At 73.3% G+C, this 26,266-nt stretch carries 24 protein-coding genes, 1 tRNA gene, 1 other RNA gene and 1 pseudogene; 18 read left to right on the top strand and 9 right to left on the bottom strand.

Features of this window, described 5'->3' with window-relative positions:
• Window positions 1-24: 24 nt before the first annotated feature.
• Both IE332_RS40520 and IE332_RS00930 read right to left on the bottom strand, forming a co-directional pair.
• Window positions 25-204: pseudogene (locus tag IE332_RS40520) on the bottom strand (FCD domain-containing protein); the annotation flags it as partial.
• Window positions 205-354: 150 nt separating this feature from the next.
• Window positions 355-439: transfer RNA gene (locus IE332_RS00930), tRNA-Ser, on the bottom strand.
• Window positions 440-546: 107 nt separating this feature from the next.
• On the opposite strand from IE332_RS00930, the gene ffs reads away from it, so the two are divergent.
• From ffs to IE332_RS00880, 10 genes are all read left to right on the top strand, one after another.
• Window positions 547-643: signal recognition particle sRNA small type (gene ffs / locus IE332_RS00925), an RNA gene on the top strand.
• Between the two features lie 67 nt (window positions 644-710).
• Window positions 711-2,918, top strand: coding sequence for a DNA polymerase III subunit gamma and tau (locus tag IE332_RS00920; RefSeq protein WP_189913106.1), 2,208 nt, complete (start codon window positions 711-713; stop codon window positions 2,916-2,918).
• 73 nt (window positions 2,919-2,991) lie between these two features.
• A complete protein-coding gene (locus IE332_RS00915; RefSeq protein ID WP_189913105.1) occupies window positions 2,992-3,330 on the top strand; it encodes a YbaB/EbfC family nucleoid-associated protein in 339 nt (112 codons plus the stop codon).
• A 268-nt stretch (window positions 3,331-3,598) separates the two neighbouring features.
• Window positions 3,599-4,198 carry a recombination mediator RecR gene (gene recR, locus IE332_RS00910; RefSeq protein WP_189913104.1) on the top strand — a complete coding sequence of 200 codons (600 nt, stop codon included), beginning with the start codon at window positions 3,599-3,601 and terminating at the stop codon, window positions 4,196-4,198.
• Complete coding sequence (locus IE332_RS00905; RefSeq protein WP_189913103.1) at window positions 4,191-4,853, top strand: DUF5063 domain-containing protein; 663 nt, start codon at window positions 4,191-4,193, stop codon at window positions 4,851-4,853. Before recR ends, IE332_RS00905 begins: the two co-directional genes overlap by 8 nt.
• Window positions 4,854-5,208: 355 nt before the next feature.
• Window positions 5,209-6,489 carry an aspartate kinase gene (locus IE332_RS00900; RefSeq protein ID WP_189913102.1) on the top strand — a complete coding sequence of 427 codons (1,281 nt, stop codon included), beginning with the start codon at window positions 5,209-5,211 and terminating at the stop codon, window positions 6,487-6,489.
• A 69-nt stretch (window positions 6,490-6,558) separates the two neighbouring features.
• Window positions 6,559-7,614: an aspartate-semialdehyde dehydrogenase gene (locus tag IE332_RS00895; protein ID WP_189913101.1), complete on the top strand. Its 1,056-nt coding sequence runs from the start codon at window positions 6,559-6,561 to the stop codon at window positions 7,612-7,614.
• Window positions 7,615-7,964: 350 nt separating this feature from the next.
• Entirely contained in the window at window positions 7,965-8,510 is a 546-nt protein-coding gene (locus tag IE332_RS00890; protein WP_229928191.1) for a SigE family RNA polymerase sigma factor, read from the top strand.
• Complete coding sequence (locus IE332_RS00885) at window positions 8,503-9,777, top strand: hypothetical protein (RefSeq protein WP_189913099.1); 1,275 nt, start codon at window positions 8,503-8,505, stop codon at window positions 9,775-9,777. Before IE332_RS00890 ends, IE332_RS00885 begins: the two co-directional genes overlap by 8 nt.
• Window positions 9,778-9,880: 103 nt before the next feature.
• On the top strand, window positions 9,881-10,681 hold the full coding sequence (locus IE332_RS00880; RefSeq protein WP_189913098.1) for an SURF1 family protein: 801 nt from the start codon (window positions 9,881-9,883) through the stop codon (window positions 10,679-10,681).
• Window positions 10,682-10,712: 31 nt separating this feature from the next.
• On the opposite strand, the gene IE332_RS00875 is transcribed toward IE332_RS00880, so the two are convergent.
• The 4 genes from IE332_RS00875 to IE332_RS00860 all read right to left on the bottom strand — a co-directional run bounded on the left by IE332_RS00875 (window position 10,713) and on the right by IE332_RS00860 (window position 15,488).
• A complete protein-coding gene (locus tag IE332_RS00875) occupies window positions 10,713-11,357 on the bottom strand; it encodes a hypothetical protein (protein WP_189913097.1) in 645 nt (214 codons plus the stop codon).
• Window positions 11,354-13,291, bottom strand: coding sequence for a S9 family peptidase (locus tag IE332_RS00870; RefSeq protein ID WP_189913096.1), 1,938 nt, complete (start codon window positions 13,289-13,291; stop codon window positions 11,354-11,356). Before IE332_RS00870 ends, IE332_RS00875 begins: the two co-directional genes overlap by 4 nt.
• Before the next feature lie 212 nt (window positions 13,292-13,503).
• Entirely contained in the window at window positions 13,504-14,988 is a 1,485-nt protein-coding gene (locus IE332_RS00865; protein ID WP_189913095.1) for an MFS transporter, read from the bottom strand.
• Window positions 14,989-15,110: 122 nt separating this feature from the next.
• The gene (locus tag IE332_RS00860) at window positions 15,111-15,488 is read right to left on the bottom strand and encodes a nuclear transport factor 2 family protein (RefSeq protein WP_189913094.1); all 378 of its coding nucleotides are present in this window, start codon (window positions 15,486-15,488) and stop codon (window positions 15,111-15,113) included.
• Window positions 15,489-15,702: 214 nt separating this feature from the next.
• Between IE332_RS00860 and IE332_RS41725 the strand changes: the two genes are divergently transcribed.
• A complete protein-coding gene (locus tag IE332_RS41725; RefSeq protein WP_189913093.1) occupies window positions 15,703-18,474 on the top strand; it encodes an ATP-binding protein in 2,772 nt (923 codons plus the stop codon).
• Between the two features lie 405 nt (window positions 18,475-18,879).
• On the opposite strand, the gene IE332_RS00850 is transcribed toward IE332_RS41725, so the two are convergent.
• Together IE332_RS00850 and IE332_RS00845 are read right to left on the bottom strand one after the other, a co-directional pair.
• Entirely contained in the window at window positions 18,880-19,038 is a 159-nt protein-coding gene (locus tag IE332_RS00850; protein WP_189913092.1) for a hypothetical protein, read from the bottom strand.
• 5 nt (window positions 19,039-19,043) lie between these two features.
• Window positions 19,044-19,286 (bottom strand): DUF2188 domain-containing protein, encoded by a 243-nt coding sequence (locus IE332_RS00845; protein WP_189913091.1) that lies wholly within the window; start codon window positions 19,284-19,286, stop codon window positions 19,044-19,046.
• Between the two features lie 580 nt (window positions 19,287-19,866).
• Between IE332_RS00845 and IE332_RS00840 the strand changes: the two genes are divergently transcribed.
• Together IE332_RS00840 and IE332_RS00835 are read left to right on the top strand one after the other, a co-directional pair.
• Window positions 19,867-21,468 (top strand): helix-turn-helix domain-containing protein, encoded by a 1,602-nt coding sequence (locus IE332_RS00840; RefSeq protein ID WP_189913090.1) that lies wholly within the window; start codon window positions 19,867-19,869, stop codon window positions 21,466-21,468.
• A gap of 11 nt (window positions 21,469-21,479) precedes the next feature.
• Window positions 21,480-22,418 carry an NAD-dependent epimerase/dehydratase family protein gene (locus IE332_RS00835; protein WP_189913089.1) on the top strand — a complete coding sequence of 313 codons (939 nt, stop codon included), beginning with the start codon at window positions 21,480-21,482 and terminating at the stop codon, window positions 22,416-22,418.
• Window position 22,419: 1 nt separating this feature from the next.
• On the opposite strand, the gene IE332_RS00830 is transcribed toward IE332_RS00835, so the two are convergent.
• Window positions 22,420-22,842: a winged helix-turn-helix domain-containing protein gene (locus tag IE332_RS00830; protein WP_229928190.1), complete on the bottom strand. Its 423-nt coding sequence runs from the start codon at window positions 22,840-22,842 to the stop codon at window positions 22,420-22,422.
• A 949-nt stretch (window positions 22,843-23,791) separates the two neighbouring features.
• Here IE332_RS00830 and IE332_RS00825 point away from each other — a divergent pair.
• The 5 genes from IE332_RS00825 (at window position 23,792) to IE332_RS00805 (ending at window position 26,264) form a co-directional block, all read left to right on the top strand.
• A complete protein-coding gene (locus IE332_RS00825) occupies window positions 23,792-24,058 on the top strand; it encodes a hypothetical protein (RefSeq protein ID WP_189913088.1) in 267 nt (88 codons plus the stop codon).
• Complete coding sequence (locus tag IE332_RS00820; protein ID WP_229928189.1) at window positions 24,058-24,438, top strand: WhiB family transcriptional regulator; 381 nt, start codon at window positions 24,058-24,060, stop codon at window positions 24,436-24,438. Before IE332_RS00825 ends, IE332_RS00820 begins: the two co-directional genes overlap by 1 nt.
• 73 nt (window positions 24,439-24,511) lie before the next feature.
• Complete coding sequence (locus tag IE332_RS00815; RefSeq protein ID WP_229928188.1) at window positions 24,512-25,525, top strand: DUF2637 domain-containing protein; 1,014 nt, start codon at window positions 24,512-24,514, stop codon at window positions 25,523-25,525.
• Window positions 25,522-25,893, top strand: a complete 372-nt coding sequence (locus tag IE332_RS00810) for a hypothetical protein (RefSeq protein WP_189913087.1) — start codon at window positions 25,522-25,524, stop codon at window positions 25,891-25,893. The genes IE332_RS00815 and IE332_RS00810 overlap by 4 nt, the downstream gene beginning before the upstream one ends.
• Window positions 25,890-26,264: an RRQRL motif-containing zinc-binding protein gene (locus IE332_RS00805; RefSeq protein ID WP_189913086.1), complete on the top strand. Its 375-nt coding sequence runs from the start codon at window positions 25,890-25,892 to the stop codon at window positions 26,262-26,264. Before IE332_RS00810 ends, IE332_RS00805 begins: the two co-directional genes overlap by 4 nt.
• Window positions 26,265-26,266 lie beyond the last annotated feature (2 nt).

Below are 26,266 nucleotides of genomic sequence, written 5' to 3'. Positions count from 1 at the left end.
TGCGGTCGGCCAGACCGGCTGCGGCAGGGCGAGGTGCCGGACCAGTGCCTCGGCCGCTGCGTCGGCGTCGCGGGCCAGTGCCGCCTCCTCCAGCAGGCGATGCTCCCGGACGGCGTCGCGGTCGGGGGCGTGGTGCGCCGACCAGCGGCGGGCGAGCTCGCTCGCGGTCCACATCCGGTCGAAGGTCTCCAGGAGGACGGGATTGGGGTCCGGTGGAACCCCCGCCTGACCGGCAGCACGGAGCGGGAGGCCCGCGCCGCTCCTCGGCGAGGGGCCTTCCCCGCGATGGCGTCGGCTTGCCATCAGGAAACGACGAAGGCCCGGACCGTCGGAACGGTCCGGGCCTTCTGCCGGCGGAGGATACGAGATTCGAACTCGTGAGGGGTTGCCCCCAACACGCTTTCCAAGCGTGCGCCCTAGGCCTCTAGGCGAATCCTCCGTGGGAGAGCTTAGTACATGTTTCGGGGTGCTCGCGACCACCTGTCTCGCAGGTCGGGGGTGGGGGTGGCCTGTGGATCGTCGGGGCCGGGATCCGGTACTGTGGGTGTCAGCCCCTCGTGTGGCGTTATCTCTCTGAACCCCCCCAGGGCCGGAAGGCAGCAAGGGTAGGAGGGCTCTGGCGGGTGCACGGGGGGTCTTTGCGTTCCCGGAGGGGCGTGGGGGAGTGAGGGGCGACGCGTTTGTCCGCCCGTCCCGATATCGTCGGTGGTGTGTCCCTAGCCCTGTACCGCCGCTACCGCCCCGAGACCTTCGCGGAGGTCATCGGGCAGGAGCACGTGACCGCTCCGCTCCAGCAGGCCCTGCGCAACAACAGGGTCAACCACGCGTACCTGTTCAGCGGGCCGCGCGGCTGTGGCAAGACGACGAGCGCGCGCATCCTGGCCCGCTGCCTCAACTGTGAACAGGGGCCGACGCCGACGCCCTGCGGGGAGTGCCAGTCCTGCCGGGACCTGGCGACCGGCGGGCCCGGCTCGATCGACGTGATCGAGATCGACGCCGCCTCGCACGGTGGTGTGGACGACGCGCGCGAGCTGCGCGAGCGGGCGTTCTTCGCGCCGGTGCACAGCCGGTACAAGATCTTCATCCTGGACGAGGCGCACATGGTGACCTCGGCCGGCTTCAACGCGCTGCTCAAGGTGGTCGAGGAGCCGCCGGAGCACCTCAAGTTCATCTTCGCGACCACCGAGCCGGAGAAGGTCATCGGGACGATCCGGTCCCGGACGCACCACTACCCGTTCCGGCTGGTCCCGCCCGGCACGCTGCGCGACTACCTGGCGGAGGTCTGCGGCCGCGAGGGCATCCAGGTCGAGGACTCGGTGTTCCCGCTGGTGGTCCGGGCCGGGGCGGGCTCGGTGCGTGACTCGATGTCGGTCATGGACCAGCTGCTGGCCGGTGCCGCCGAGGGCGGCGTCACCTACCCGATGGCGACCTCGCTGCTCGGGTACACCGACTCCGCGCTGCTGGACGAGGTGGTGGACGCCTTCGCAGCGCACGACGGGGCGACGGTGTTCCAGGTGATCGACCGGGTGGTCGAGGGCGGGCACGACCCGCGCCGCTTCGTCACCGACCTGCTGGAGCGGCTGCGCGACCTGGTGATCCTGGCCACCGTGCCGGACGCCGGGGAGAAGGGGCTGATCGACGCCCCGGCGGACCGGGTCGCGGTGATGCAGGCGCAGGCGGACTCGTTCGGCGCGGCCGAGCTGAGCCGGGCCGCGGACCTCGTCAACACCGGACTGACCGAGATGCGCGGCAACGCGGCGCCCCGGCTGCAGCTGGAGCTGATCTGCGCCCGGGTGATGCTGCCCGGCGCGTACAGCGACGAGCTGTCGCTGCAGGCGCGCCTGGACAAGCTGGAGCGACGGGCGGCGGCAGGCGGGTTCGCCGCGCCGATGGCCGCCCCGATGGCGGTGCCGGGGGCGGTACCGGGAACCCCGCCGGTGGGGTTGCCGGCGGCCGCGCCCGTGGCGGCGTCCGTCGCCGCGCCCGCGGTGGAGGTTCCGGTCGAGGCTCCGGTGCAGGCCGCGCCCATGGCGGCTCCGGTGCAGCCGGCGCCCGTGCAGGCCCCGCCGGCGGCAGCCGCGCCCGCCGCGCCCGCCGGGCCCGCCGCGCCCGCGCCGGGTGCCTGGCCGATCCCGCGCAGTTTCCCGCCGGCCGGTGGCGGCGCCCCCGCCGCTGCCCCGTCCCCGGCCCCCGCGGCGCCCGTCGCACCGCAGCCGCAGGCCGTCCAGGCGCCGGCTCCGGTGCCCGCGCCCGCTCCGGCGGCCCCCGGCGCTCAGCCGTCGGCCTCCGCGCAGCAGGGCGCCGCGCAGGTCCGGCAGCTGTGGCCGCAGATCCTGGAGGCGGTGAAGAACCGCCGCCGTTTCACCTGGATCCTGCTCAGCCAGAACGGCCAGGTGGCCGGGTTCGACGGCAGCGTGCTCCAGGTGTCGTTCATCAACGCCGGCGCCCGCGACAGCTTCGTCGGCAGCAACAGCGACGACGTGCTGCGTGGCGCGCTGACCGACGCGCTCGGCGTGGACTGGCGGATCGAGTGCATCGTCGACCCGTCCGGCGGGTCCGGCGCGGCTCCGTCCGGTGCCGCCCCCGGCGGTGCTCAGGGCGGTGCCCAGGGCGGCGGGGGCTGGGGAGCCCCCGCCCGTCCGGCCGCTCCGGCGCCCGTGCCCGCGTCCGTTCCGGCACCGGCGCCCGCGATGGCGCCCGCGTCGGTGCAGGCGCCGCCCGCGCGGCCCGCTCCGGTCCAGGCCCCGCCGCCGGTGGCGGCGCCGCCCGCGCCCCCGGTGCGGTCGGTGGCCCCGGAGGACGACATCCCGGAGGAGGACGACCCCGACCTCAACGAGGAGGCGTTCTCCGGTCAGGAGCTGATCATCCGCGAACTGGGGGCGACGGTGCTGGAGGAGATCCACCACCGGGGTTCCTGAGCAGGACGCAGCACGTAGGCTCGGCGGTGACGGACGACGCACCGCAGACAGCCGTGACAGCAAGGAGAGAGCCGTGTTCCCCGGTGGTGGCCAGCCCAACATGCAGCAGCTGCTGAAGCAGGCGCAGAAGATGCAGCAGGATCTCGCGAAGGCCCAGCAGGAGCTGGCCGAGACGAAGGTGACCGGTTCGGCGGGCGGCGGCCTGGTCGAGGCGACGGTGACCGGTGCCGGTGAGCTGGTGGCGCTGGCCATTGCCCCGGCCGCGGTCGACCCGGAGGACACCGAGACCCTGGCCGACCTGGTCCTGGCGGCGGTCCGGGACGCGAACCAGACCGCGCAGAAGATGCAGGCCGAGCGCATGGGCCCGCTGACCCAGGGCCTCGGCGGCGGCATTCCCGGCCTGCCGTTCTGAGTCCGGAGCGCCGGGCCCGTACGGCTGAGCGGATCCGTACGGCCGAGCGGATCCGTACGGCCGAGAGGGCCCGTACGGCCGAGTGGATCCGTACGACTGAGCGGATCCGTCCGGTCGAACGGGCCCGTACGGTCGAACGGGCCCGGAGTTCAGGCGATGGACCCATGTGATTTATGTGGGAGTCGGGCGTCGGGCGCTGTGTCCGACGCCCGATTCGTTGGATGATGGCACCGGAGCACCACCGACCATCCCGAAGGAAGGCGCGACGTTGTACGAGGGCGTGGTTCAGGACCTGATCGACGAGCTGGGCAGGCTGCCCGGTGTCGGTCCCAAGAGCGCCCAGCGGATCGCCTTCCACGTGCTGCAGTCCGACCCGATCGACGTGCGTCGGCTCGCGCACGCGCTGCTGGAGGTCAAGGACAAGGTCCGTTTCTGCGCGGTCTGCGGCAACGTCGCCGAGGCCGAGCAGTGCCGGGTCTGTCTGGACCCCCGCCGCGACCTCGGCGTCATCTGCGTGGTCGAGGAGCCCAAGGACGTCGTCGCCATCGAGCGCACCCGTGAGTTCCGCGGCCGCTACCACGTGCTGGGCGGCGCGATCAGCCCCATCGAGGGCGTCGGCCCGGACGACCTCCGCATCCGCGAGCTGCTGGCGCGCCTCGCGGACGGCACGGTCACCGAGCTGATCCTGGCCACCGACCCCAATCTGGAGGGGGAGGCGACCGCCACCTACCTGGCCCGGCTCTGCAAGCCGATGGGCCTGAAGGTGACCCGTCTGGCGAGCGGCCTGCCCGTCGGCGGGGATCTGGAGTACGCGGACGAGGTCACCCTCGGCCGCGCCTTCGAAGGGAGACGACTGCTCGATGTCTGACCGGACGATCAACCAGCAGCACACCCACGCGCACGGCTCGGAGCCCGACGACTTCGCCGTGCAGATCGCCGACTCGGTGGAGAGCTTCGTGCTCGCCGTCACCGAGGTCGCCAAGGGCGACGAGCCGGGCAGCGCGGTCTCGCTGCTGCTCCTGGAGGTCTCGCAGCTGCTGCTGGCCGGCGGCCGGCTGGGTGCCATCGAGGACGTCGTCCCGGAGGACCGCTTCGAGCCCGACGCCGGTCCCGAGCCGGACGGCGAGCAGCTGCGCGAGCGGCTGGCCGAGCTGCTCGCGCCGATCGACGTCTACCACGAGGTCTTCGACCCGTACGGCCCGCCGGAGAAGCCCAACGCCTTCCGGATCTCGGACGACCTGGCCGGAGTGGTCAGCGAGCTCCAGCACGGGCTGACGCACTACCGCGAGGGCCGGGTCAGTGAGGCGCTGTGGTGGTGGCAGTTCTCCTACCTCTCCAACTGGGGCACGACCTGCACCGCGGTGCTGCGGGCGCTGCAGTCGCTGATCGCGCACGTCCGGCTGGACAGCCCGATCGGCGCGGTGCCGGACGGCGCGGACACCGACGACGACGGGCTCACCGACGAGCAGCTGGAGCAGCAGGCCGGCGACCTGATGGCGGCCGAGCTGGGGCTCAAGCACTGAACGGCCGCGATCGCGGAAAGCGCCGGAGCACGGATGCCGCGCCCTCGGAAAAGCGCCGGACCGCGACCGCGGCGCCGATTGTGACGAATGCCTCAGCGCGCCGTCCGGAAAAGAAATCCGGCCGGATCGCGGTCGGTCGGTCCGCCGATTCTTCGGGGCCGTACCGAATCGCCCGCAGACCTGCCGGTGGGGCCGCCCGTCCCGCCGGTCACCTGCTGAAACGGACGTCTCATCATATGGAAAGCGCCGGTCGGGGCACCCCTGCTCGGTAGACTGGCGCGGACCGCACACCCCCCTCCCCCGGGGGTACGGGGGCCAGGCGCCCCCGGAAAACGACACAAGTCGAGGAGCGCACGTGGGCCTTGTCGTGCAGAAGTACGGCGGCTCATCCGTTGCGGATGCCGAGGGCATCAAGCGCGTGGCCCGTCGAATCGTTGACGCCAAGAAGGCCGGCCATGAGGTCGTCGTCGTGGTGTCCGCGATGGGCGACACGACGGACGAGCTCATCGAACTCGCGGAGCAGGTGTCACCGATCCCTGCCGGCCGTGAGTTCGACATGCTGCTGACCGCTGGAGAGCGCATCTCCATGGCGCTGCTGGCCATGGCGATCAAATCCCTGGGTCACGAGGCCCAGTCCTTCACGGGCAGCCAGGCCGGCGTCATCACCGACTCCGTCCACAACAAGGCGCGCATCATCGACGTGACGCCGGGCCGCATCCGCACCGCCCTGGACGAGGGCAACATCGCGATCGTGGCCGGCTTCCAGGGCGTCTCCCAGACCAGCAAGGACATCACCACGCTGGGCCGGGGCGGCTCGGACACCACCGCCGTCGCCCTCGCCGCCGCCCTCAAGGCCGAGGTCTGCGAGATCTACACCGACGTGGACGGCGTGTTCACCGCCGACCCGCGCGTGGTGAAGAAGGCCCGCAAGATCGACTGGATCGCCTACGAGGACATGCTGGAGCTGGCGTCCTCCGGTTCCAAGGTGCTGCTCGACCGCTGTGTCGAGTACGCCCGGCGCTACAACATCCCGATTCACGTACGCTCGTCCTTCTCGGGTCTTCCCGGGACGATCGTCAGCAACGACAACCCGTACCAGCCCGAAGGGGGCGAGATGGAGCAGGCCATCATCTCCGGAGTCGCCCACGACACCTCCGAGGCGAAGGTGACCGTCGTCGGCGTGCCCGACAAGCCCGGCGAGGCGGCGCGCATCTTCCGCGCCATCGCCGACGCCGAGGTCAACATCGACATGGTGGTGCAGAACGTCTCCGCCGCGTCGACCGGTCTGACCGACATCTCCTTCACCCTGCCCAAGACCGAGGGCCAGAAGGCCATCGACGCGCTCGGCCGGGTCAAGGACGGCATCGGCTACGAGTCGCTGCGCTACGACGACGCGATCGGCAAGATCTCGCTGGTCGGCGCCGGCATGCGCTCCAACCCGGGCGTCACCGCGACCTTCTTCGAGGCGCTGTCCGCCGCGGGCGTCAACATCGAGCTGATCTCCACCTCGGAGATCCGCATCTCGGTCGTCACCCGCGCCGAGGACGTGCCGGAGGCCGTCCGCGCCGTGCACAGCGCCTTCGGCCTGGACAGCGAGACGGACGAGGCGGTCGTCTACGGCGGCACCGGGCGATGACCCGGGAGCGGAGCGGGAGCACCGGGCGATGAGCCGGGAGACGGGGCGGATGACCCGGGAGACCGGGCGGTGACCCGGCGCCCGAACCTCGCCGTCGTCGGCGCCACCGGCGCGGTCGGCGAGGTGCTGCTCGGCCTGCTCTCGCTCCGTCAGGACGTCTGGGGCGAGGTCCGGCTCGTCGCCTCCCCGCGCTCGGCCGGCCGCAAGCCGGTCGTGCGCGGCGAGGCCGTCGAAGTCCTCCCGCTCTCCGAGGAGGCGTTCACGGGGATCGACGTCGCCGTGTTCGCCGTCCCCGACGAGGTCTCCGCCCAGTGGGCGCCGATCGCGGCGGCCAAGGGCGTCGTGGTGGTCGACGACTCGGCCGCCTTCCGCACCACCGAGGACGTGCCGCTGGTCGTCCCCGAGGTCAACGCGGCCGCGCTGCGGATCCGCCCGCGCGGCATCGTCGCCAGCCCGGCCAGCACCACCCTCGCGATGATCGCGGCACTCGGCGCGCTGCACGCCGAGTACGGGCTGGCCCAGCTCGTGGTCGCCTCCTACCAGGCCGCCGGCGGCGAGGGCCGCGACGGTGAGGCGGCGCTGCGGGAGCAGACCGCGCTGGTGGCCGGCACCGAGGTCGGCCGGCAGACCGGCGACCTGCGCGCGGTGATCGCCGACCACGGTCCGTTCGCGGCCCCGCTCGCGTTCAACGCCGTGCCCTGGACCGGCGGGCTGCGCGAGGGCGGCTGGGCCGCCGAGGAGCTGGGCATCCGGGACGAGTCCCGCAAGATCCTGGGCCTGCCCGCCCTGAAGGTCTCCGCGACCTGCGTCCACATCCCGGTCGTCCGCACCCACGCGCTGGCCGTGCACGCGCGCTTCGAGCGCGAGGTCACCCAGGAGCACGCGCAGGACATCCTGCGGGACGCGCCCGGCGTGGTCCTCTACGACGATCCGGCGGCGGGCGAGTTCCCGACCCCGAACGACGTGGTCGGCACCGACCCGGTCTGGGTCGGGCGGGTGCGCCGGGCCCTGGACGAACCGGAGGCGCTGGACCTGTTCCTGTGCGGGGACAACCTGCGCAAGGGGGCGGCGCTCAACCTGCTGCAGATCGCGGAGCTGGTGGCGGGTGAGCTGACGGTCCGGTAGGGCCGGCGATGTCCGTGGTAAGACGGTGCTGATGGCGGTGCTGATGACGGTTCGGCGGCGCCCGCGGCCCCGGCTTCCGTTCCGATCTGCCCGGTTGTGTCCGCACCTGTGTCCATACCTGTGTCCGCTCCTCGACACAATCTGTCCGGAATCCCGGGGGAATCCCCTGGAGGCCTCTTCCGCCCATACGGAAGAATGGTCCCCGGGCTGGGCAACCATGACAGGGGATCGAGTGTCCAACGGGCGTGGCGAACGTGATGGTGGGGGCAAGGGCGGGCATCCCGGCGAGAGCCGCGGTGTCGTTCCCCTCGCGCGCCCCGTGGCCTGCGAGTAGGCCGGAAGACGACCAGATGACGGCGGCCGCACCCGGTACGGCGGACTCCGGCGCCGGTACCGACGCGGGTACCAGCGAGGACCTGCTCACCGAGACCTACCAGGCGCACTACCGCTCGCTGCTGCGGCTCGCCGCGCTGCTCCTGGACGACCTGTCGACCTGCGAGGACGTCGTGCAGGAGGCGTTCATCCGGGTGCACGCCGCCCGGCGCCGGGTGCGCGAGCCCGAGAAGACCCTGGCCTACCTGCGGCAGACGGTCGTCAACCTGTCCCGCTCCACGCTGCGCCGACGGATCCTCGGGCTCAGACTGCTGCAGAAGCCCATGCCTGACATGGCCAGTGCAGAAGAAGGTGCCTACGATGCCCTGGAGCGCGACCAGTTGAAGGCCGCGCTGCGTGGTCTGCAACGCCGTCAGCGGGAGGTTCTGGTGCTGCGTTACTTCGTGGACATGACGGAGGCGCAGGTCGCCGAGACCCTCGGCATCTCGCTCGGCTCGGTGAAGGCCTACGGATCGCGCGGACTCGCCGCCCTCCGCACCCAGATGGAGGCCGGTCATGGCTGAGGCTGAGGCTGACGCCTTCGGACGGCGGGGCCCGGACGGCGTTCCGGGCGGTGCTCCGGGCGGCGGCCCCCCGCGGCCGGGAGCACCGGACGTCTCCGAGACCTCGGCCGCCCCGGACGCTTCGGATGCCTCGGAGCTCTCCGGGCTCTCCACGCTGACGACCGACGAACGGGTCGTCCGGGAGCTCATGCACCACGCCGTCGCCGGGATCCAGCCCACACCCGGCGGACTGCCCCGGATCCGGCGGGCCGTACCCCGCCGGCGCGCCGCCCGGCGCGGAGCCTGGACCGGCGCCGCCGCACTCGCGCTGGCCGTCGCCGTCGTCCTCCCGGTGCTGCACGAGGGGGAGCACCTCGGACTCTCCGGCGGCCCCGGCTCGGCCGCCGCCAAGAGCCCCGCCGCCACGGCCCCCAGCGGCACCGCCATCGGCACCAGCGGCCCCGGCAGCGCCCCGCCCGTGGGCCAGAGCGGCACCGCGGAGACCTCGCCGACCGCCGGTCCGTCCACCACCCCGCACACCCCCGGCGGCGGGACCACCCGCGCCGACGGCACCGTCGCACCCACCGGGACCTCCGGAACCGGCGACGGCGGCATCATCCCGCTCTGCACCCGGACCGACCTCGGCGACGGCATCGCCAAGGTCGGCACGGCCGACGCGACCGGACGCATCTACGGCTCGTTCACCGTCTACAACCTCTCCGGGCACAGCTGCCGCGTCGGCGGCCCGGGCGCGGTGGCCGTCACCGGGGTCAGCGGCGGCGACCGCAACCGGGTCCGCACCGCCGACCACGCCCCGGGCGACCCGGCCGGCGGCCTGACCGCGATGGACGCGGAGCCGCCGGTACTCGCACCACTGGCCGGGTACCGGGTGTCGTTCGCCTGGGTCCCCGACCAGAGCTGCACCGGCACCGGCGGCCCCACCAGCGCGCCGACCGGCCCCAACCAGGTCTCCCTGACCTCCCAGGCCCCCGCGGCCTCGGGCGTCCCGGCCTCCGGCGCCGCCGGAGCCCCCAGCGCCAACGCCCAGGCCACCTCGTCGCCCTCGGCGGGCCCCACCTCGGCCCCCAGTCCCACCGCCACCCCGACCGCCAGCCCCACCACCCCGCCACCCACCGCCACCATCGCCCACACCCCCGCCCCCGGCAGCCCCACGGCGGCCACCGCGACCCTGCCGGTGACGTGCAGCGGGACGCTGTACCGGGGCGGGGTGCAGGCGGTGGGCGGCGGTTCGGCGCCGCAGCCGTCGGGTTCACCCTCGGCGGGGTGAGGGCGAACCCGATTCGGTGAGGGGGGCCGTCCTCGGCGCGCTCAGGGCCCGGTACCGGCCCCTGGGGATCGGGCGGGTGTGAGGAATGGTTACCGTGGGGGGTGTGTACCGGTTCCTCCTGACTCCGCGCTGGCTGAGCGGCACCGCTGTGGCCGTGGCGGCCGTGGCGGTGTGCATGTGGCTGGGCTCCTGGCAGCTCGGCCGGTTCGAGGACCGGGTGTCCACGCACCAGGAGACCCAGAAGGCGATCACCGCTTCGGGTGACCTCCAGCCGATCGACGCGCTGCTCGGCCCGGCGACCCCGCAGGTGACCACCGAGACGGTCGGCAAGCCCGTCACGGTGACCGGCAGCTACGACACCGAGCACCAGCTCCTGGTGCCCAACCGGATCGTGGACGGCAAGCAGGGCTACTACGTGCTCACCCCGCTGCGCACCGCCGACGGGCACGCCGTCGCCGTCGTACGCGGCTGGGTGCCCGGGGCGCCCGCGGGGACGGCCGCCGGTCCGGTGCCCGGCGGGCTCGTGCCGGAGGGGCAGGTGACGGTCACCGGGCGGCTGCAGGCCAACGAGGCCGTGGGCACCAACGGCGCGGTGGCCGGCGGGCTGCCGGCCGGGCAGCTCGGCATGATCAACCGGGCCTCGCTGCTGAACGTGCTGGAGTACGACGGCTGGTACGACGGCTGGGTCGCCGCCGACGACGCGCCCGCCGGGCTGACCTCCGTACCGACCGTGCAGCCGCAGGGCGGGGACGGGCTGACCCTGCGCGCCTTCCAGAACCTGGGCTACACCCTGGAGTGGTTCGTCTTCGGGGGCTTCGTCGTCTTCATGTGGTTCCGCCTGGTGCGCCGCGAGGCGGAGGCGGAGCAGGACCGGGCCCTGGGACTGGACCCGGTCCTGGACTGACCGACGGGCGATCGACGGGGCTTGGGTCGTCTCAGCGCTTGGTCGGCACCGGGCCCGGAACCGGCGCCCCGGCGGTCGGCTTGACCGGCGGCTGGGCCGGCGGCGTCGGCGTCGGGACCGGCAGCGTCGAGGTCGGGACCGGCGGCTGGGCCGGCGGCGTCGAACCGGCGGGCGCCGGTGTCGGGTCGCCGGAACAGTGGCTGTGACTGCCGCTGCCGTTGCGGTCGTCCGAGTCGTAGTGGTCGATGTGGTGGTGCACGGTGCGGCCGGTCTTCGAGCCCTTGGACCCGGAGCCCTTCGAGCCGGACGAGCCCGATGAACCGGATGATCCCGACGAGCCCTTCGAACCGCTCGACCCCTTCGAGCCCTTGGCGAGCTGGACGGTGCCGTCCCCGTCCGTCGGCTCGTACGCCGCCGGCACGACCGAGGCGCCGGCCTGCCTGTCGGCGCCCGGCTGGACCGCGCTCGCCCGGGTGGCTGTGGCGAGCGGGACCGCGGGGACCGCCGGGGCGCTGGTGGGCGCGCCCGGTACGGCCGGCTTGGCGGCCGTCGGGGTCGGTGCCGGCGGGCCCGCCGGGGGCGGGCAGGAGGCGTTGTCGCCGTGCGAGCCGGAGCAGCCGGTGAGCACCAGGGCCCCGGCCACCACCGCGCCCGCGAGCATCAGCACCCGTCTCACTCGGACTCCCCGTTCCCGTTCCCGTCGCCGACGGTGCCGGCCGCGGTCCCGTCGGAGGCCCCGTCCAGGTGCCGCCGGACGAAGTCGAGCTCCAGCCGCAGCTGCTTGATCCGCTCCTCCACGACCAGCGACCCGTGCCCGGCGTCGTACCGGTACACCTCGTGCGGCTTGCCGAGCTGCTCCAGCCGCTCGACGTAGTTCTCGATCTGCCGGATCGGGCAGCGCGGGTCGTTGACCCCGGCGCTGATGTACACCGGCACCCGCACGCGGTCGACGTAGGTCAGCGGCGAGGAGGCGGTGAAACGGTCCGGGACCTCCTCCGGGGTGCCGCCGAAGAGCGTGCGGTCCAGCGACTTGAGCGCCTCCATCTCGTCGGCGTACGCGGTGTGGTAGTCCGCGACCGGTACGGCGGCGACGCCGAGCGCCCAGGCGTCTGGCTGCACGCCGAGGCCGAGCAGGGTCAGGTAGCCGCCCCAGCTGCCGCCGGTGAGCACCAGCCGGCGCGGGTCGGCGAGGCCGCTGGCGACCGCCCACTCCCGCACCGCCGCGATGTCCTCCAGCTCGATCAGGCCGACCCGCTCGTGCAGGGCGTCGGTCCAGGCCTGGCCGTAGCCGGTCGAGCCGCGGTAGTTGACCCGGACCACCGCGAAGCCGTGGTCCAGCCAGGCGGCCGGGCCGGCGGCGAAGGAGTCGCTGTCGTGGTGGGTCGGGCCGCCGTGGACCTCGAACAGGGTCGGGAACGGGCCGTCCTCGGGGGAGCTCCCCGGCGGCCGCTGCACGAGGGCGTGCACCCGCCCGCCGGGCCCGTCCACCCAGACGTCCTCGACGGGCACCGAACCCGGCGGCACCGGGCCGGGCGCCCGCAGCACGACCGTCCCGGCGGTGGAGCGGACCGCGGCCGGCTCGGCGGCGGAGGACCACAGGTACTCGACGGTGCCGTCCGGACGGGCGGTGGCGCCGCTGACCGTGCCGCGCGGGGTCTCCAGGCGGGTCAGCCGGCCGTCGGCCAGGGAGTACGAGAACAGCTCGCTGCGCGCCTCGTACTCGTGCTCGACCAGCAGGGCCTCGGCGCCCGGGCGCCACTGCGCGGAGACGTCGCCGGGCAGCTCGCGGCCCTGCTCGTCGCGCAGCGTCAGCGCGGTCTCGGCGCCGGTGACGACGTCCCAGATCATCGGCTCCCAGCGGCCGGTGCGCTGGTGGGCGACCAGCAGCCGGGTGTCGCCCTCGACCGGGGCGAAGCCGAGGCAGGCGACGCCGCGCGGCTCGTCCCGGCCGGTGACCTCGTCCAGCTCGGCGACGGTCTCGACGGTGACGGTGCCGGGCGTGCCGATCGCGGCGGTGCCGCTGTGGGCGGTCCCGGCGGCCGGGATGCGCACGATCCGGATCGCGGAGTGCATCGCGTCGCCGTGCTCGGTGTGGTCGACGGCGAGCAGGGTGCCGTCGTGGCTGAGGTCGCCGACGCCGCCGTACTCCGCGTGCCGGTAGATCTCGACCGGCTCGGCGTCGCCGGGGCGGCGCAGGTGCAGGGTGGTGCCGTCCTCGTCGGTCGAGCGGCCGACGACCACGGTGCCGTCGCGGCCCAGGGCCAGACCGGCCGAGTAGGAGGGGGCGAGGCCGGGCACGGCCTCCTCGTCCGGGCCGCCCGCGAACGGCTGACGGCGCCAGACACCGAACTCGTCGCCGTCGTGGTCGTCGAACCACCAGATCCAGGCGCCGTCAGGGGACAGCTCGGCGTCGGTCGTGCCGTTCGGACGGTCGGTGACCTGGCGGTGGGCGCCGGTGGCGCGGTCCCAGGCGTAGACCTCGTAGGTGCCGGTCGCGTTGGACACGTACAGCGCCCGGTCGGGGGCGTCCTCGGCCCAGTCGGGCAGCCACACCCTGGCCGCCCTGAACCGCTGCTCCCACGCCGGTACGGCGCTCTTCTCCTCGCTCATCCGGCCATCCAACCCGATCGGGGGGAGGGAAGGGAACGGGCGGGTGGGCCTGAGGCCACCCGCCCGGTGGTTCGGGGGTGTTCGGGGGTGTGCGCAGAGGGGGCGAGCCGGTCCGTGGTGGGTCGGTTCGTGTTCGATCGGACCTTGCCCGGAGGGTCGGCCCCTGTTGGGAGGTCGGCCCCTGCTCGGAGGGTCGGCCCCTGTTGGGAGGGTCAGCCGGTGCGGGGCAGCAACCGGACCAGGGCCACGAGCACCAGCTCCAGGGCCGCCAGTACCAGGACGCTGTGGCCGAAGGCGGCGGTCGGGCCGTCGGCGCCGTAGTACACCAGGCCGATCAGCGCGATCCCGAGCGCCCCGCCGACCTGCTGCACGGTGGACACCACCCCGGCGGCGGAGCCGGCCAGCCGCGGCTCGACGCCCGCCAGGACGACCGAGGTGACCGGGGCGATCACCAGGCCCATGCCGAGGCCGTCGACGAACAGCCCGGGGGCCAGCCACCAGACGCTGCCGTCCGCGGCGTCGAACGCGGCGACGGCGAGCAGGACCAGTCCGGCGGCCATCAGCAGCCCGCCGGCCGTGATCGTGCGACGACCGCCGAGCCGGGCGGTGACCCGGTGGGTGGTGTTGGAGGTGATCAGGTAGCCGAGGCCGATCGCGGTGAAGACCAGCCCGGCGCCCAGCGCGTCCAGGCCGCGGCCGAACTGCAGGTGCAGGGCGAGCACCAGGAAGAAGGAGCCCTGGCCGAGCCAGAAGGCGAGTTGGGCGAGCACACCGGCGCTGAAGGCGCGGTCGCGGAAGAGGCGGGTGTCGATCAGCGGGGTGGCGGTGGCGGTGGCGGTGCTGGCGGTGCTGGCGGTGGTGTCGAGCGTGGCGTGGGTGGCACGGTGCTGGTGTACGGCGAAGGCGGCGAGCAGGACGGCCGCGGCGCCGAGGCAGCACACCGTCCACAGCGGCCAGCCCAGTTGGGGGCCCTGGATCAGCGGCAGCACCAGGGCGGTCAGCCCGGTCGTGACCAGCAGCACGCCGACCGGGTCCAGACCGGGCCGCCGCGGGGCGCGGGACTCCGGCAGGCAGCGGCGGACCATCGCGAGGGCGGCCAGGCCGATCGGCAGGTTGATCAGGAAGCAGCTGCGCCAGCCGAGGCCGAACAGGTCCGCCCGGATCAGCAGTCCGCCGATCAGCTGGCCGAACACCGCGCCCACGCCCATCGTCAGCCCGTACCGGGCGAAGGCCCGCGCCTGCTCCGTGCCGCCGAACGCCGTCCGCAGGATCGCCAGCACCTGCGGGCCCATCAGCGCCGCCGCCAGCCCCTGCACCACCCGGGCGCCGACCAGCGTGGCGGCGGTGGGAGCCAGGCCGCACCCGGCGGAGGCGAGGGTGAACAGGGCCAGGCCGAGGCCGAACACCCGGCGGCGGCCGTAGCGGTCACCCAGGCGGCCGGCGGTGACCAGGCCGGCCGCGAGGGCCAGGCTGAAGCCGGCCATCACCCACTGGACGGCGGCCGGGCCGGCGCCGAGGTCGCCCTGGAGGGAGGGGAGGGCGACGTTGACGACGAAGACGTCGAGGGCGGTCATGAAGGTGGCGGTCAGGACGACCGGCAGCAGGCCCCTGGGGGCAGGCGCCGTCCTTCCGGAAGCGGCGGATGGGGCCGGGGCCGGCGTTGGTGTCGGCCGCCGGGCGTTCAGGGCGGTGCTCATCTCGGGCTCTCCTCAGGGCGGTCGGGTGCCCGGGCGACGGGCGGGGGTGGGGAGGGGACGGGCGGGAGTGGGGCGGGCCGGGAAGCGGCCCGCCCCCGGGTGCCTGGTCGGCGGCGCAGGGCTCAGGCGCCCGGCACGAGGTCCAGGAAGCCGTACACCGCGCCGATCCGCCCCTCCGGCGTGGCCGTCAGCACGTCGAAGCCGATCACCACCGGCTCCGCGCCGGCCGGGCCGAGGTTCCAGGTGAAGCGGGCGATGTCGTGGTGCGCGTCCACCGGGCCGAGGGTGAACTCCAGCCCCGGGAACTGGGCCTGGGCCGCGCCGATCAGCGCGTCGATCGCGTCCCGGCCGACCACGGAGGCCAGCGGGTCGGTGTAGCGGCCGTCCTCGGCCCACGCCTCGTCGATCAGCTTCCGGCGGGCCGCCGGGTCGGTCTCGTTCCACACCGCGATGTAGCGCTCGGCGAGCTGCTGCAGGGCGGCGGTGGTGATCTCGGTCATCGTCATCTCCCGTGTTCCAGTGGGTTGTTGTCCCGGTCGTTCCCGGTGCTCACCACGGTAGGGACGGGCGGGCGGCGGCGAATCCGTCACGTATAGGCATGGGGGTACGTAGGTACGGGCGGGGCGCCGCCACCCGGGTGGCCGAGGCGCCGCCACCCGTACGGTCGGGGTTTCCCGCTGGGGTGGGCGGGGGCCGGGTGGGTAGGGTCGGGGCATGCTGTACGGGAGGGACAACGAACAGGCCGCCGTGGACAGGCTGTTGGACGCGGCGCGGGCCGGCCGCAGCGGCGTCCTGCTGCTCCGGGGCGAGGCCGGCATCGGCAAGACCGCCCTGCTGGACGACGCCGTCGCGCGGGCGGGGGAGACGTTCCGGGTGATCCGGGCGGCGGGCGTCGAGTACGAGGCCGAGCTGCCGTACGCCGGGCTGAGCCTGCTGCTCGCGCCCGGCCTGGACCGGCTGGACGCCCTGCCGGGGCCGCAGCGACGCGCCCTGGAGGCGGCGTTCGGGCTGGCCGACGGCGGCCCGTCCGGCGGCGAGGGGGGCAGTGGTGACCGGCTGCTGGTCGGGCTCGCCACGCTCGCCCTGCTCGCCGAACTCGCCGCCGATCAGCCGCTGTTGTGCGTCCTGGACGACGTGCAGTGGCTGGACCGGGCCTCGCTGGACGCGCTGCTGCTGGCCGCCCGGCGCCTCCAGGCCGAAGGGGTGGCCCTGCTGCTCGCCTCCCGTACCGGCGGCGGCCCCGGCGGTGGCCCCGGTGTGGGCGCGTCAGCGGGTGCGTCGCCCGAGCGCGGACTCGGCCTCCCCGAGCTGGAGGTGACCGCCCTCGCCGAGGCCGACGCCACCCGGCTGCTGGCCCGGCGGACCGGCCCCGAGCTGCCCGCCGCCGTCCGCGACCGGCTGCTCGCCGAAGCCGCCGGCAACCCGCTCGCGCTCACCGAACTCCCCGTCGCCGCCGGGCCGCAGGCACACGCCCCCGGCGGCCTGCCGCTCACCAGCAGACTGCTGATCGCCTTCCACGGCCAGGTCACCGGCCTGCCCGCGGCCACCCAGACGCTGCTCCTGGTCGCCGCCGCCGAGGAGCGCGGCGAACTCGACGTCGTCCTGCCCGCGGCGGCCACGCTCGGCGTCACCGCCGAACACCTCGCCCCCGCCGAGGAATCGGGCCTGGTGACCGTCACCGTCGACCGCCGGATCACCTTCCGGCACCCGTTGCTGCGCTCCGCCATCCTGCAACGGGCACCGCACCACCAGAAGCTGGCCGTCCACCGGGCCGTGGCCGCGGTGCTGCCCGACGGCGACCGCCGCACCTGGCACCTCGCCCTCGCCGCCACCGCCCCCGACACCGACCTCGCCGACGCGCTCGAACGCGCCGCCGTCCGCGCCGAACGCCACGGCGGCCACGGCGGCGCCGCCGCGTACGAGCGCGCCGCCCGGCTCACCCCCGACCGCGACGCCGCCACCCGCCGGCTCGTCCTGGCCGCCGAAGCCGCCACCGAGGAAGGCGAGTTGGTCCGCGCCGAGACGCTCGCCGACGAGGCCGCGGCCCGTACCGACGACGCCCTGGCGCACGCCCTGCTCGACCAGGTCCGGGCCACCGCGCACTTCTGGCGCGGCTCCTACCCGACCGCCTACCGGCTGCTGCTCGACGCCGCCGGCACCGGCATCGACCCCTCGTACGCCGCCCGGATGCTGTTCCAGGCCTTCCACACCGCCTGGTACGCGGGCGAGGAACCGGTGATCGCCGTCCTCGACCGCCTCGCCGCCCTCCCGCTGGCCGACGGCGACCCCCTCGCCCCGCTCGCCCGCCACCTGCCCGCCGCCGTCCTCCCCGCCCTCGGCCGGCCCGCCGCACCGCTGCCGCCCGTCCGGGAGACCGCCGACGCCGCCCGCCGGGCCGGTGCCGAGAGCCCGGGCGACCTGGTCCAGCTGTGCGGTGCCACCCTCATCCTCGGCCGCGACGAGGAAACCGCCGAACTCGGCGGCGAACTCGTCGCCGAAGCCCGCGCCAAGGGCACCGTCGGCGTGATGCCCACCCTGCAGTTCTTCCTCGCCGAAGCCGAGCTCTTCCACGGCCGCCACCGCGACGCCGAACTCACCGCCACCGAGGCCCTCGCACTGGCCCGCGACACCGGCCAGCACCAGTGGGTCAGCCAACTCACCGCGCTGCTCGCCTACGTGGCCGCACTCGACGGCCGCACCGACCGGTGCGCCGAACTCGCCGCCACCGCCCTCGCCACCACCGGCCCGCAGACCGCCGCCACCGCCGCCGGCCTCCCCTGGGCGCACTGGGCACTCGCCCTGCTCGACCTCGGCCAGGGCCGCGCCGGCGACGCCGCCGACCGCCTGCACACCCTCACCACCGGCCCGCACCGGCACCACGTCAGCGCCACCCGCGCCGTCCCCGACCTCGTCGAAGCCGCCGTCCGCCTCGGCACCCCCGACCGCGCCGCCGAACCCTACGAGCGCTTCGCCCGCTGGGCCGCCGCCGCCGACCGCCCCTGGGCCGAAGCCCTCCGCCTGCGCTGCCAAGCCCTGCTCGGCCCCGACGAACTCGCCGAAGCCGCCTACCGTGCCGCCCTCGACCTGCACGAACCCGGCCACCGCCCCTTCGAACAGGCCCGCACCGCCCTCCTCTACGGCGAATGGCTGCGCCGCACCCGCCGCCGCACCGACGCCCGCCCCCACCTGCGCGCCGCCCTGGAAACCTTCGACCGCCTCGCCGCCCACCCCTGGGCCGCCCGCGCCCGCACCGAACTCTCCGCCACCGGCACCCCCGCCCCCACCCCCTCCGGCACCGCCCCCTCCCCCCACTCCTCCCTCACCCCCCAGGAACTCCAGATCGCCCGCCTCGCCGCCCGGGGCCTCACCAACCGCGACATCGCCGCCCAGCTCTTCCTCAGCCCCCGCACCGTCGCCCACCACCTCTACAAGGCCTACCCGAAGCTCGACATCACCTCCCGCACCGAACTCCCCACCACCCTCTGAGCCCGGCTCGCCCGCCGGGGTTCAGCCCGGTGTCGGCGGTGCGGGCGATCGCGACGGGAGCAGTGGTCCGATCGGGTGCCGAGTGGGCCGAGCGTGCCGCGTCACAGCCGCGGAGGGGTCGTCGGCGGGGGCTCCGCTGAGGCTCAGTCACTCAGCCGGGCATACACAACGACAGAGGGCCTGCCGGATTTCTCCGGCAGGCCCTCTGCACTGGGTCGGGGTGGCGGGATTTGAACCCACGGCCTCTTCGTCCCGAATGAGGTCCGGGCCGCCTACTGACCTGCAGAAGCTGCTATTCGCGCAGGTCAGAGGGGCGGCTTACGGAGGTCTCGATCGGGTCGGAGGTGCATCGGCCTCAAGATCTTCTCCCGAGATTCTCCCGGGAGGCGCCAACCACGGACCGCGTCACTCCCGCTCGATCACGAAGACGTGCGCGGCGCGGACGGTAAGCACCAGGTCTCCGCGGTGGTCCAGGAAGTGGATGAAGTCGTCCACCACCTGGTAGGTCTGCGCCTCCACGGTCCGGACGTCGTCGTACCCGGGGTTGATCTTGTACTTGGCCATGGCGATCAGCCCTTCGGGGGGAACGGGTCGTTGCCGGGCTTGATCGTGCGCTTGTCGCCGATCGTGCCGTCCCGGCGGTGGCGGACAACCTCGCCTCCGCCGGCGTTGCGAACGGCGGCGGCGGCTCGCTGATCGGCCTCCGCCTGGGTAGAGGTGACGGCGATCGCGCGCGCGGCGCCCTCGTACTTCGCCTGCCACGTGCCGTCCGGACGCTGCGTCACGTGCGCGGTTTTGGGCCTGCCGGCCATGGGCTATCCCTTCTGACGCGTGCACCACGTACGGCGGATGCCCCCTTGGTAGCAGGGCTACGGCGGGGTAGGGTCCAACGGCGCGACCAACGCATTGGGCCCCAACATCTCGGTGGGCACGACTTTCTGTCGACCCCGAGGTTGGGGCCTGCTCACTTTGAGCAACTTAAGTGAAGCACCCTCAACTGACACTCTGCAACGACATACCGGCACCAGATGTTGGGCCTACTTGTCCACAGGGCCACTAGATGTTGCGTCCACAAGGGCTGACCTGCGCTATCCACAGCTGTCTGCTCGATATCCACATGCTCTGTCCACAGAGCCTGTGGGCACGGAGTGTCACCGATGGCCCGCTGGGTCGAGTAGGCGGCCGCGCTGTGGAGGGGAAGCGTCACTCCCCGTAGGGCCAGCCAGGCCGACCCCTTGAGCTCAGTCCGTGTGCGGTCTTGCTGTCGCAGGGCGATCGCTGATGGACGGCATGGGCCGGAAGGGGTCTCTTGATCGAACGCCTCACCCACGGGACATCGATGAAGTTGAATGCTTCTGGCGTGGGTCGAACCCCTGAAGGGACAGATGCCTCATGACCACCACGGCCAAGACGCCTGCCGTCTGCGCTCGGTGCGGAGCCAAGCTGAGCCGCGGCAACACCGACACCGTGTGCAGCCCGTGCCGTCGCGCGATCGGGCCAGCCGCCGCAGTTGCGCAGGCCACCCCGGCGGCCAAGCCGGTCAGCTGGCTCCCCGCCCCGGCGGAGCGCACCGCGCCGCCGGACGGGTCCAACCTCGGAGACGTCCTGAAGGCCTACCGCGCGCTCCACAAGCTGAAGCAGCAGGATCTCGCCGACCTGCTGGGCTACGACCAGTCGTACGTCTCGCTGTTGGAGCGCGGGAAGCGCGTGATCAAGGACATGGACGAGCTTCGGCGCCTGGCCCAGGTACTGGGGCTACCGGAGGATGAGTTGGGCCTGTTGCCGACCGTCGAGCCGACCGTCGTCTCGGCCTCCAGCGGCGAGGCGGATCCGCAGGATGCCGCCGAGGAACAGCGTCGTTGGCGGATGACCCGCCGGGACCTGAACCGGCACCGGAGCGAACTCACCAGCGCCGCCGCCCGGCTGTACCCGGACGTGGGCCGCGCGGGGAACAGCCCGGTGCTCACGACGGCCGGTTGGATGTGGCCGGAACCCTTGGACTTCGGCGACATCAACCTCACGTGGTTGCCGCAGACGGTTCCGCCGGAGATCGTGGGCGCCGAGCCGGAGTCCGAGGGCGTCCGGCCCTTGGCCGCGACCGGCGGGCGATTCGCCCGGTACTCGCAGGCCATCCGCATGGTCGACCGGCCGTCGCTGTTCGTGAACCGGCCGAGCTTCCGGCTGCTCGACGTCACCCAGATTGACGGCCGACCCAAGCTGTCGTTCGGCTACACGACCTACTTCGACATGGCAGACGTCTGCGAGGGGGTGGCCCACGAGCTGGCGGGAGCGTGGCTGGCGACCGGCAGCGACCCCGCATGGATCGGGGAGCCGAACTGGGATGCGCTCCCGTTTCGCGCGCTGGTCGGCGACCCGTTCGACCTCGGTCGGCGTCCGCTGCTGCCGTCCATCGACACCCTGACCATCCGGCTCGCTCCGGACGGGACGGCGTCGTTCCCACTGCACCACCGTGCGGCGAGCAACGTGGCGCTGGCCGGCGGGACGTACCACATCATGCCCGCGGGCGTGTTCCAGCCGTCCTCGGTGATGCCGTGGGACCAGTCGAACGACTTCGACCTCTGGCGCAACGTGCTCCGCGAGTACGCGGAGGAGTTCCTGGGCGACCCGGAGGCCGACGGCAGCAGCGGCGAGCCCATCGACTACGACGGGGTCGAGCCGTTCCGCACGCTCAACGAGGCCCGGCGCGCGGGCAAGATTCGGCCGTACTGCTTCGGGATCGGCTTGGACCCGCTCACGCTGGCGGGCGAGATCCTCAGCGCCGTGGTGATCGAGGCCGATGTCTACGACTCAGTCTTCTCCGGCATGGTCTCCCGCAACACGGAGGGCAACGTCATCACCGGCACGGGCAAGGCCGGCGGGATCGACTTCACTGAGGCCAACATTCGCCACCTGCTGGAGAATGAACCGCTCGCGTCTGCCGCCGCCGCGTGCCTCGACCTGGCGTGGCAGCATCGCGGACTGATCCTGAACTGAGGAGGAACTCCGTGCGCGTACTCGTGACGGGTGCTTTCGGCTACGTCGGCAACGCGGTTGTCCGGCGACTTGCCGAGGCGGGCCACGAGGTGGTTGCCCTGACCCATCGACCCCCGGGTGCCCCGCTCCCTGAGCTGCCGGTCGTCGACGTGGTCCACGGCGACATCCGCGACGAGCAAGCCGTTGCATCGGCCGTGCGCGGTGTGCACGCCGTCTGCCACCTGGCTGCGCTCACGAGGGTGCGCGAGTCCTTCGAGATGCCCGACGAGTACCACGACGTCAACGTCAACGGAACCGCAGCCCTGCTGGCCGCGCTGCCCGGTCGGGCTGCCACGGAGCGTCCTGTGGTTGTCCTCGGCTCGACGGCCGCGATCTACGGTGCCCCGGAGCAGCAACCGATCGGCGAGGACGTCGTTCCCGCCCCGAGCAACCCGTACGGTGTCTCGAAGCTTGCCGCGGACGAACTGCTCAAGCGCGAAGGCGAGCGCGGCACCGTTCGGGCGGTGAGCCTGCGGTGCTTCAACATCGCAGGCTCGGTCGGCGGGGTGGGGGACTCCGACGAATCCCGGATCATCCCGAAGGCGCTCGCCGTGGCAGCCGGCCGCCACCCGCACCTGGAGATGAACGGCGACGGCAGCGCCGTCCGGGACTTCGTCCACGTGGATGACCTGGCCCGCGCGTACGTTTTGGCATTGCACGCAGGGGAGTTCGCGCACCGGGCCTACAACGTGGGCGCAACTCCGGCGAGCATGCGCGAGATCGTCGATGCCGTGGAGCAGGTGACTGGGCGACCGGTGCCGGTCGTTCACCGCCCTCCGCAGCCGGAACCGCCCCGACTGGTCGCCGACCTCACCCGGATCACGACGGAGTTCGGGTGGAAGCCTGAACGGTCCGGACTCCACGACCTGATCCGAGACGGGTGGGCGGCGACCAGCCACGACGGCCTCTGACCTACTCCGCCAAGCGGCTCTTCACGCTGTCAGGAAGCGAATCGAACGCGTCCCGCCAGCGCTGGAGAGCCGCTTCGGCATCTGCACCCTCCCCCTCGCCGTGAGCCAACTCGCGGAGAGCGTGTTCGATTGCCTGGCTGGCTTGCAGCACCGGAACAGCCCAGTCAGCGGCCCCCCGGGAATGCCCGGCCAACCGCGGCGGGAACTGGACGAACACGCCCTTGCCCTGGTGTCCGATCACGTAGCCCTCTGTGCGAAGCAGGGACACGGCGTTCTTCACGACGGTGCTCGACACGCCGTGGCTGTCCATGAGCTTCTGCGTTGACGACAGTGCGGTGCCTGCGGCCAGCTTGCCGCTGCGGATCTGTTCCCGCAGGTCATCGGCTAGCTGGAGATAGGCCGGCGCGCCTTGGAACTCGGTCACCAGTGATCCTCCAGTCGACGTATCGCACTTAGTGCACCAGTGTGCCGCAGCGACGCAGCGGCGAAGCGCTTGCCAACTTGGCGCACTAGGTGCACCATGTTGATTGTGAGGGCAACGCCTCGGCGGAAAGCCTCATATGACAGGCCGTCATTGGTCTGGCGCTGTGCGTCGGAGCAGGCTTGTCGCAGCAGAACGGGCCTACGAACCAGCGGGCCCGCTGCAACTACCACCAGCTCTTGAGGCCCTTCTTTGGGCTGCTCTGAGCTGGGCAATTGCGCCCGGAAGTCGGCTCGTCAGGGTCGGCCAGGGAAGCGCAGCCCCTTGAGAACTGAACAGTGATCGTGCGGGACCGACGCGAGGGCAGCGATGCCCTCCCCCTAGGCAGTGGCATGCCACCCCTTCGGGGGTGTGGGGCCGAACGGGACGCTGACCAGGCCGATTCGTACGGCTGGATGGCAACACCGGGAGTACAGCGGAGTCCCAACGCACGTGGCGGGATGAGACAGACCGCCCCCGAGGCGACCGGGTGATGTCGTCGGCGGCAGCGAGCCACGCAGCACCCCGTTCTGGGTGCGCCGCCCTGCTTGTGCTGAGCAGAGATGAAGCACCGGACCAGGCCCGAGAGACCTGACGCCCGTAGGACGGGCAACCCCACGACCCGCGGCCCCACCGGGGCTTCGACCTGAGGAGCCCGCCATGGGCATGCCCCGGATCTGTATCCAGCCCCGCCGCTGATCAGCGGGCGGGGCTCACCGCTTCCGGTCGCCTTACCAGCGATCACGGTCCCCGGCGCGCGCCGGCCGCCCAGTTGCGGCGGGCCTGCGTCGGGTTCCGCGGCTGCTCGTGAACGACGAGAAGCTCAGCCCGCATGAGTCGGGCCGCCGCGCTCCCGGCCAAGGATCGCGCGGCGGCCCTGCGGGCTCACCCCCCGATTGGACGAGGTGAACCCATGAAACTGATTGTTGCAGGCCAGGAGGCCGCCACTCCCGAGGAGTTCGCGGAACTGGCCTTCGGGACCGGCGCCGACTTCGGCTTCGGCATCGACACCGAGCTGTTCGACGGCAGCGCCGACATCTCCGACGAGGACCGGATCGTCCGGCTCGACGTCGCCCGGGCGGTCCTGCGGGACCTGGACGGGCCGGCCGCCCGGTTCGCGTCCGCCCTGATGCGCACCGCCGAGCGCCGCCGGGTGCTGACCTGGAAGGCGGCCGCGTGATGACCGAGCTCCACTTCCTCCTCGCCGGTGCGACCCGCACCCCGCACCTGATGGCCCGCCCGGCGGTCACCGTGCTTGCCGAGTACCGCCCGGACGGGGACGGCGACCTGCGTGGCGCGGCCTGCGCCGACGTCGACACCGAGCTGTTCTACCCGGACCCCGAGGAGATCGGGGCCGCGGCCGCCGAGTGGGCGGAGCGCCGCTCCAAGATGGTCTGCGCCGGGTGCCCGGTCCGTACGATGTGCCTGGAACTGGCCCTGGAGCGGCACGAGAAGCACGGCATCTTCGGTGGGCTGACCGCCGCCGAGCGCGCCGCGCTGGACCAGCGTCGCCGCCGGGCCGCCGCCCGTGAGCGCCACGCCGCCGGCGGTGCTCAGTGATGAACGCCCCGACGCTCACCACGCTCACGACGCGCTCACCGCGCACCCGACGGTGGTCGCGGTGAAGGCGCCGATGAGCCAGGAACAGATCCGTTCGGCGGAGCGGGCGTTGGCCGTGGGAACGTGGACGATCACGCTCGGCGCCGTCCTCTACAGCATGCTCACGGTCACCCCGCTCATGTCCCGACACACCCCGGATGGCTGGGGGTGGACGGCCCCGATCCTGCCGCTGGTCGTGGACGCGGCGGTGGTGATCGTGGTCCGCATGGACAGCACGCTCACCCGCCTCGGCGGCGACGGCGGCCGCTGGCCCGTCGTGCTGCGCTGGATGACCGGCCTCATGACGGTGCTGCTCAACGTGGGTCAGTCCGCCCTGGACCGCGACAAGGTCGGGGTGGCGGTCCACGCGGTGGCGCCGCTGTTGCTGATCGTCACGGCGGAGACCTCACTCGCCTACCGGAAGGCAATCGCCGCAGCGCTGGCCGCCCGTGAGGCCCGTGAGCGCGATGAGCGGGCCGAGCGGGAACGCCGCGCCGAGGCGCGCCGCCGGCAGGACCGCGAGGACCGGATGGCCGAGTACGACCGGGCTGACCGCGCCGAGCGTGAGCGCCGTGAGCACGACGAGCGGATGACCCGCGAGCAGCGTGAGCACGAGGAGCGCATGGCCCGCGAGGAGCGCACGGAGCGGGCCCGCCGCGAGGACGCCCAGCGCGAGGAACACCGGCTTCGCGCGGACGCCGAACGTCGTGAGCATGAGCGCCGTGAGCGCGAGGCGAGCGAGCGTGAGCGCCGTGAGCGTGACCGTGAGCAGAACGCCGAGCGCGAGATCGAGAGGCTGCGGCAGGACCTCCTGTCCGCCCCGGCCGTGGACGAGCGCCTGCCCGAGGACGAGGCCCGCCTGAAGATCCAGACCTGCGTGGTGGCCGGCGTCCCGCAGCGCCGGGCGGTCGAGCTGACCGGCTGGTCCGCCGGATGGGTCGCCGCCCGCTACCAGGAACTGCGCGCCACCGAGCGTCCCGCCTTGCACGCCGTCCCGGCCACCACCGAAGAGACCACCGCCCCCCGCGTCGAGGAGCAGGCATCATGACCACCACCACCGACACCACCACGGCCGGCGCCCAGATCAACGCGGCCGGCGCCCTGCTTGCGCTCTTCACCGCCCACCGTGACCTGCCCGCGCCGAGGATCATCAGCGAGCGCGTCGTCACCGACGAGCGCGACGCCTCGGGCACGCTGGTTCTCACCTGGGGACTGACCCTCGGCTTCCACCGCGACGCCGCCCTCGCCGACTTCGAGCAGTGGCGCCAGGCCCTCGACCTCGACACGGCCGACGTCGACCTCTCCACCACTGGCGCCTTCGCCTGGCTCAGCGTCACCACCACCTACGTCGGCACGCCGCTCACGCTGGTCGGCTACTTCGACCTGCCCAAGTCCGCCACGGACGCGGAGCGGTGAGCCGCCCCCGCCACTGGGACCCCACCGGCGTCCGTCACGGCGGAACGCCCACTTTCCCGTGGCGCATGGCGCCGCGTGGCCTCTTCACCCGCCGCCAGCTCCGCGCCAAGGGCCTGCGCCCCGGCGGCCAGGACCCGGTGGCTCAGATCATGTGGCGCTCCCGCTACGGCGGCACCCGCCCCGCCTACCTCTACCGCCTCGCGCTGGCCCGGCCCGTACGGCCGATGACCCCCGCGAAGGCCGCTGCCCTCGCCAAGGCCAACGCCGCCCGCCGCACCTGCCCCGCCTGCGGGCAGGACGTCGGCTACGCGCTCCCCGCGCACCTCGACACCTGCCTGACCTGCGCCGACTACACGTCGGCCGCCGCCTGACC

The sequence above is a fragment of the Kitasatospora xanthocidica genome (assembly GCF_014656195.1).
GTDB classification, from domain to species: domain Bacteria; phylum Actinomycetota; class Actinomycetes; order Streptomycetales; family Streptomycetaceae; genus Kitasatospora; species Kitasatospora xanthocidica.
Note: the sequence above shows the minus strand (reverse complement) of the source record. Positions and strands in the feature narration are given on the sequence as shown.

Excerpts from the sequence above, each read along its gene's own strand:
- IE332_RS00905 (WP_189913103.1), top strand. The coding sequence starts at position 4,191 with ATGTCTGACCGGACGATCAACCAGCAGCACACCCACGCGCACGGCTCG.
- IE332_RS00890 (WP_229928191.1), top strand. The coding sequence starts at position 7,965 with ATGACGGCGGCCGCACCCGGTACGGCGGACTCCGGCGCCGGTACCGAC.
- IE332_RS00885 (WP_189913099.1), top strand. The coding sequence starts at position 8,503 with ATGGCTGAGGCTGAGGCTGACGCCTTCGGACGGCGGGGCCCGGACGGC.
- IE332_RS00870 (WP_189913096.1), bottom strand. The coding sequence starts at position 13,291 with ATGAGCGAGGAGAAGAGCGCCGTACCGGCGTGGGAGCAGCGGTTCAGG.
- IE332_RS00865 (WP_189913095.1), bottom strand. The coding sequence starts at position 14,988 with ATGAGCACCGCCCTGAACGCCCGGCGGCCGACACCAACGCCGGCCCCG.
- IE332_RS00860 (WP_189913094.1), bottom strand. The coding sequence starts at position 15,488 with ATGACCGAGATCACCACCGCCGCCCTGCAGCAGCTCGCCGAGCGCTAC.
- IE332_RS41725 (WP_189913093.1), top strand. The coding sequence starts at position 15,703 with ATGCTGTACGGGAGGGACAACGAACAGGCCGCCGTGGACAGGCTGTTG.
- IE332_RS00850 (WP_189913092.1), bottom strand. The coding sequence starts at position 19,038 with ATGGCCAAGTACAAGATCAACCCCGGGTACGACGACGTCCGGACCGTG.
- IE332_RS00845 (WP_189913091.1), bottom strand. The coding sequence starts at position 19,286 with ATGGCCGGCAGGCCCAAAACCGCGCACGTGACGCAGCGTCCGGACGGC.
- IE332_RS00840 (WP_189913090.1), top strand. The coding sequence starts at position 19,867 with ATGACCACCACGGCCAAGACGCCTGCCGTCTGCGCTCGGTGCGGAGCC.
- IE332_RS00825 (WP_189913088.1), top strand. The coding sequence starts at position 23,792 with ATGAAACTGATTGTTGCAGGCCAGGAGGCCGCCACTCCCGAGGAGTTC.
- IE332_RS00820 (WP_229928189.1), top strand. The coding sequence starts at position 24,058 with ATGACCGAGCTCCACTTCCTCCTCGCCGGTGCGACCCGCACCCCGCAC.
- IE332_RS00815 (WP_229928188.1), top strand. The coding sequence starts at position 24,512 with ATGAGCCAGGAACAGATCCGTTCGGCGGAGCGGGCGTTGGCCGTGGGA.
- IE332_RS00810 (WP_189913087.1), top strand. The coding sequence starts at position 25,522 with ATGACCACCACCACCGACACCACCACGGCCGGCGCCCAGATCAACGCG.